The sequence below is a fragment of the Caballeronia sp. LZ033 genome (assembly GCF_031451265.1).
Classification (GTDB): domain Bacteria; phylum Pseudomonadota; class Gammaproteobacteria; order Burkholderiales; family Burkholderiaceae; genus Caballeronia.
Genome location: NZ_JARUXQ010000012.1, coordinates 1 through 5082 on the forward strand (window position 1 = coordinate 1; position 5082 = coordinate 5082).

General features: G+C 53.5%; 2 tRNA genes and 2 rRNA genes. All 4 read left to right on the forward strand.

The window, feature by feature from the left end:
• The first annotated feature begins 74 nt into the window (after nt 1-74).
• The 4 genes from QCE62_RS34785 to QCE62_RS34800 all read left to right on the forward strand — a co-directional run bounded on the left by QCE62_RS34785 (nt 75) and on the right by QCE62_RS34800 (nt 5067).
• Nucleotides 75-1606 (forward strand): 16S ribosomal RNA (locus QCE62_RS34785).
• A 79-nt stretch (nt 1607-1685) separates the two neighbouring features.
• Nucleotides 1686-1762 (forward strand) — tRNA-Ile (locus QCE62_RS34790).
• Nucleotides 1763-1777: 15 nt separating this feature from the next.
• Nucleotides 1778-1853, forward strand: a tRNA-Ala gene (locus QCE62_RS34795).
• Between the two features lie 329 nt (nt 1854-2182).
• Nucleotides 2183-5067, forward strand: a 23S ribosomal RNA gene (locus QCE62_RS34800).
• Together the 16S and 23S rRNA genes with 2 tRNA genes alongside form the textbook arrangement of a ribosomal RNA operon.
• Nucleotides 5068-5082 lie beyond the last annotated feature (15 nt).

The following is a 5082-nucleotide window of genomic DNA, read 5'->3' on the forward strand; positions in this document are numbered from 1 at the left end:
GGACGGATTAATCATCGTCAGTACGTTGAGTGAGCGACCGGTTTCGAAAGAGACCGAAAACAGTAACAGGTATTGAACTGAAGAGTTTGATCCTGGCTCAGATTGAACGCTGGCGGCATGCCTTACACATGCAAGTCGAACGGCAGCACGGGGGCAACCCTGGTGGCGAGTGGCGAACGGGTGAGTAATACATCGGAACGTGTCCTGTAGTGGGGGATAGCCCGGCGAAAGCCGGATTAATACCGCATACGACCTGAGGGAGAAAGCGGGGGATCTTCGGACCTCGCGCTATAGGGGCGGCCGATGGCAGATTAGCTAGTTGGTGGGGTAAAGGCCTACCAAGGCGACGATCTGTAGCTGGTCTGAGAGGACGACCAGCCACACTGGGACTGAGACACGGCCCAGACTCCTACGGGAGGCAGCAGTGGGGAATTTTGGACAATGGGGGCAACCCTGATCCAGCAATGCCGCGTGTGTGAAGAAGGCCTTCGGGTTGTAAAGCACTTTTGTCCGGAAAGAAAACTTCGTCCCTAATATGGATGGAGGATGACGGTACCGGAAGAATAAGCACCGGCTAACTACGTGCCAGCAGCCGCGGTAATACGTAGGGTGCGAGCGTTAATCGGAATTACTGGGCGTAAAGCGTGCGCAGGCGGTTTGTTAAGACCGATGTGAAATCCCCGGGCTCAACCTGGGAACTGCATTGGTGACTGGCAAGCTTTGAGTATGGCAGAGGGGGGTAGAATTCCACGTGTAGCAGTGAAATGCGTAGAGATGTGGAGGAATACCGATGGCGAAGGCAGCCCCCTGGGCCAATACTGACGCTCATGCACGAAAGCGTGGGGAGCAAACAGGATTAGATACCCTGGTAGTCCACGCCCTAAACGATGTCAACTAGTTGTTGGGGATTCATTTCCTTAGTAACGTAGCTAACGCGTGAAGTTGACCGCCTGGGGAGTACGGTCGCAAGATTAAAACTCAAAGGAATTGACGGGGACCCGCACAAGCGGTGGATGATGTGGATTAATTCGATGCAACGCGAAAAACCTTACCTACCCTTGACATGGTCGGAAGTCCGCTGAGAGGTGGATGTGCTCGAAAGAGAACCGGCGCACAGGTGCTGCATGGCTGTCGTCAGCTCGTGTCGTGAGATGTTGGGTTAAGTCCCGCAACGAGCGCAACCCTTGTCCTTAGTTGCTACGCAAGAGCACTCTAGGGAGACTGCCGGTGACAAACCGGAGGAAGGTGGGGATGACGTCAAGTCCTCATGGCCCTTATGGGTAGGGCTTCACACGTCATACAATGGTCGGAACAGAGGGTTGCCAAGCCGCGAGGTGGAGCCAATCCCAGAAAACCGATCGTAGTCCGGATCGCAGTCTGCAACTCGACTGCGTGAAGCTGGAATCGCTAGTAATCGCGGATCAGCATGCCGCGGTGAATACGTTCCCGGGTCTTGTACACACCGCCCGTCACACCATGGGAGTGGGTTTCACCAGAAGTAGGTAGCCTAACCGCAAGGAGGGCGCTTACCACGGTGGGATTCATGACTGGGGTGAAGTCGTAACAAGGTAGCCGTATCGGAAGGTGCGGCTGGATCACCTCCTTTCTCGAGCTTCGCACTGGGTAGCACTACCCGAGCATCCAAGCGCTCACGCTTATCGGCTGTGGTTCAAGAAACAGGCTTTGGGTCTGTAGCTCAGTCGGTTAGAGCACCGTCTTGATAAGGCGGGGGTCGTTGGTTCGAATCCAACCAGACCCACCATGTCAAGCAAGACACGGGGGATTAGCTCAGCTGGGAGAGCACCTGCTTTGCAAGCAGGGGGTCGTCGGTTCGATCCCGTCATCCTCCACCAAAAGTCCTCAATGCACAGTGCTTCGTGAAGTGCTGTGCATTGGCGATTGAAGCCAGTTGATGTCGAAGGCAATGAAGTACGCCGGTCGGCTAAACGTTCTTTAACAATCTGGAAGAAGTAGTAAAGAGAGTAGCGAAAGCGCTTAGAGATGGGCGCAATTAACTGCTCAGGGTAGTGATTGTATCAAGTATGAAAAGGTGATCGAAAGATTGCTTTGGAATACGGCACACACGTAGTGTGGGCTCCACGTAAGTGCTAAAGCACTAACGTGGACCGACACGCGAATACTCAGCCTATGACCAGTGAGTCGTGAGACACACTCGTTATAGGGTCAAGCGAACAAGTGCATGTGGTGGATGCCTTGGCGATCACAGGCGATGAAGGACGCGGTAGCCTGCGAAAAGCGGAGGGGAGCTGGCAAACGAGCTTTGATCCTCCGATATCCGAATGGGGAAACCCACTCCTTATGGAGTACCCGTGACTGAATACATAGGTCATGTGGAGCGAACGCGGTGAACTGAAACATCTAAGTAACCGCAGGAAAAGAAATCAACCGAGATTCCCAAAGTAGTGGCGAGCGAAATGGGAAGAGCCTGTACTCTTTATTTGCATTGTTAGTCGAACGCTCTGGAAAGTGCGGCCATAGCAGGTGATAGCCCTGTAGACGAAAACAGCGTGAAAGAACTAGGTGTACGACAAGTAGGGCGGGACACGTGAAATCCTGTCTGAAGATGGGGGGACCATCCTCCAAGGCTAAATACTCGTGATCGACCGATAGTGAACCAGTACCGTGAGGGAAAGGCGAAAAGAACCCCGGGAGGGGAGTGAAATAGATCCTGAAACCGCATGCATACAAACAGTCGGAGCCTTTGAAAGAGGGTGACGGCGTACCTTTTGTATAATGGGTCAGCGACTTACGTTCAGTAGCGAGCTTAACTGATTAAGGCAGGCGTAGCGAAAGCGAGTCCGAACAGGGCGATCAGTTGCTGGGCGTAGACCCGAAACCAAGTGATCTATCCATGGCCAGGTTGAAGGTGCGGTAACACGTACTGGAGGACCGAACCCACTAACGTTGAAAAGTTAGGGGATGAGCTGTGGATAGGGGTGAAAGGCTAAACAAACTTGGAAATAGCTGGTTCTCTCCGAAAACTATTTAGGTAGTGCCTCGTGTATCACCTTCGGGGGTAGAGCACTGTCATGGTTGTGGGGTCCATTGCGGATTACTACGCCATAGCAAACTCCGAATACCGAAGAGTGCAATCACGGGAGACAGACATCGGGTGCTAACGTCCGGTGTCAAGAGGGAAACAACCCAGACCGCCAGCTAAGGTCCCAAAGATTGGCTAAGTGGGAAACGAAGTGGGAAGGCTAAAACAGTCAGGAGGTTGGCTTAGAAGCAGCCACCCTTTAAAGAAAGCGTAATAGCTCACTGATCGAGTCGTCCTGCGCGGAAGATGTAACGGGGCTCAAGCCAGTCACCGAAGCTGCGGATACGTGCTTAGGCACGTGTGGTAGGAGAGCGTTCCGTAAGCCTGCGAAGGTGTGTCGAAAGGCATGCTGGAGGTATCGGAAGTGCGAATGCTGACATGAGTAGCGATAAAGGGGGTGAAAAGCCCCCTCGCCGTAAGCCCAAGGTTTCCTACGCAACGTTCATCGGCGTAGGGTGAGTCGGCCCCTAAGGCGAGGCAGAAATGCGTAGCTGATGGGAAGCAGGTCAATATTCCTGCACCATTGTTAGATGCGATGGGGGGACGGATCGCGGAAGGTTGTCCGGGTGTTGGACGTCCCGGTCGCTGCATTGGAGAAGGCGCTTAGGCAAATCCGGGCGCGTAATTCAAGGGTGTGGCGCGAGCTCTCTAGGGAGCGAAGCAATTGGAAGTGGTTCCAAGAAAAGCCTCTAAGCTTCAGTCTGACAGTGACCGTACCGCAAACCGACACAGGTGGGCGAGATGAGTATTCTAAGGCGCTTGAGAGAACTCGGGAGAAGGAACTCGGCAAATTGGTACCGTAACTTCGGGATAAGGTACGCCCTTGTAGCTTGACTGGCCTGCGCCAGGAGGGTGAAAGGGTTGCAATAAACTGGTGGCTGCGACTGTTTAATAAAAACACAGCACTCTGCAAACACGAAAGTGGACGTATAGGGTGTGACGCCTGCCCGGTGCCGGAAGATTAAATGATGGGGTGCAAGCTCTTGATTGAAGTCCCGGTAAACGGCGGCCGTAACTATAACGGTCCTAAGGTAGCGAAATTCCTTGTCGGGTAAGTTCCGACCTGCACGAATGGCGTAACGATGGCCACACTGTCTCCTCCCGAGACTCAGCGAAGTTGAAGTGTTTGTGATGATGCAATCTCCCCGCGGCTAGACGGAAAGACCCCATGAACCTTTACTGTAGCTTTGCATTGGACTTTGAACCGATCTGTGTAGGATAGGTGGGAGGCTATGAAACCAGGACGCCAGTCCTGGTGGAGCCGTCCTTGAAATACCACCCTGGTTTGTTTGAGGTTCTAACCTTGGCCCGTGATCCGGGTCGGGGACAGTGCATGGTAGGCAGTTTGACTGGGGCGGTCTCCTCCCAAAGCGTAACGGAGGAGTACGAAGGTACGCTAGGTACGGTCGGAAATCGTGCTGATAGTGCAATGGCATAAGCGTGCTTAACTGCGAGACCGACAAGTCGAGCAGGTGCGAAAGCAGGTCATAGTGATCCGGTGGTTCTGTATGGAAGGGCCATCGCTCAACGGATAAAAGGTACTCTGGGGATAACAGGCTGATACCGCCCAAGAGTTCATATCGACGGCGGTGTTTGGCACCTCGATGTCGGCTCATCTCATCCTGGGGCTGTAGCCGGTCCCAAGGGTATGGCTGTTCGCCATTTAAAGAGGTACGTGAGCTGGGTTTAAAACGTCGTGAGACAGTTTGGTCCCTATCTGCCGTGGGCGTTGGATATTTGAAGGGGGCTGCTCCTAGTACGAGAGGACCGGAGTGGACGAACCTCTGGTGTACCGGTTGTCACGCCAGTGGCATCGCCGGGTAGCTATGTTCGGAAGAGATAACCGCTGAAAGCATCTAAGCGGGAAACTCGCCTTAAGATGAGATATCCCCGGGGCTTCGAGCCCCTTGAAGGGTCGTTCCAGACCAGGACGTTGATAGGTCAGGTGTGTAAGTGCAGTAATGCATTGAGCTAACTGATACTAATTGCCCGTAAGGCTTGATCCTATAACCAGTGTGTTT